2 protein-coding genes are annotated in these 1187 nt (G+C 35.7%); both read left to right on the top strand.

Going from position 1 to position 1187, the window contains the following annotated elements:
- The first annotated feature begins 222 nt into the window (after positions 1-222).
- A complete protein-coding gene (locus tag ACS8FC_RS14525) occupies positions 223-462 on the top strand; it encodes a hypothetical protein (protein WP_075107364.1) in 240 nt (79 codons plus the stop codon).
- Between the two features lie 347 nt (positions 463-809).
- On the top strand, positions 810-1187 hold a 378-nt coding region (locus ACS8FC_RS14520), incomplete at its 3' end, for a GntT/GntP/DsdX family permease (protein ID WP_439297283.1).

The raw sequence follows: 1187 nt of genomic DNA, 5'->3' as shown, positions 1-1187 counted from the left end.
CCATTACATCAGAGTTTTCTTGATGCCTTGTAAGTATCAATCGATTACTAAAAGCTGTATTCAATACTGTTTGTCAGCATGATATCTTGCAGTAACTAATTGCAACAACTCAATTAAAAACGCTATACCAACCAACAAGATACTGTCTATATAATTGTATTCGCCATAACGAGTAGAGTTCATGCTCTATTTTTATACTTTTCGTTGATAGAGTACTTTAATATGACCAACACTGATGAAATAAACACTGACGATAAACTACTTTGTGTCAAAGGTAACGATTTCTATTCAGAGGGTGAGATCTATACGGTAGGTAGAATCGTTAATGATAAATACTTTCAGATACTGACCAGTGGCGATGATGATCACTGGTATGCAACGCTAGATGATAAAGGTATTTACGTAAGCTTCGATTCTATGATAGCTACTGACAATAAAGCGTTCTTCGATAAGATTGCTTAGATTGGAATTTATATAAAAAACTCATCTTGAGAATAGTTGTAGTAGAAATAAAATAAGTGATACCTTATAAAAGACTGGCCATCTATAGTGGTCAGTCTTTTTTTTAGCGAAAAACCTTGATTAAAGGCGGTCTGAAATTTGAAAAAGCGATAACTCTGCAGGCATAAGAATGCCACTACTCTCATCAGAAAATGTTCATATCGCCATAACAAACAGCATCTCTTTGACAAATGTATTTCCTAGTGACGCCTATTTGCTATAAAATATGCCCCTTCAAAATTTCGTATCGTTATTGATGCCTGTTTGCGTGAATAACTCATTAAGATATAAACCATATTGAGACAGTGATGATTGTATTTTGGCTTGTGCTGACCATTCTTTTTATTATTTTCGCTACCGCAAAATTGAAGTGGCATCCTTTTTTAGTGTTAATTTTGTCCGCTTTTTTGGTCGCGCTATTTTATCAAGTACCACTTAATACGGTCGCAAAAACGATCTCTGATGGTTTCGGTGGTATCTTAGGCTATATCGGTTTGGTTATCGTATTTGGTACGATTATTGGTTTAATCCTTGAAAAAACGGGTGCGGCTATCGTAATGGCAGAGTCAGTCATTAAAGTATTAGGGCCACGCTTCCCTACTTTGACCATGTCTATCGTCGGTGCAGTGGTTTCGATACCTGTATTTTGTGACTCTGGCTATATTATCTTAAACTCTCTAAAAGAG

The organism is Psychrobacter sp. 1Y4, assembly GCF_051847555.1.
This window is presented reverse-complemented; position numbering and strand designations above follow the sequence as displayed.

Excerpts from the sequence above, each read along its gene's own strand:
- ACS8FC_RS14525 (WP_075107364.1), top strand. The coding sequence starts at position 223 with ATGACCAACACTGATGAAATAAACACTGACGATAAACTACTTTGTGTC.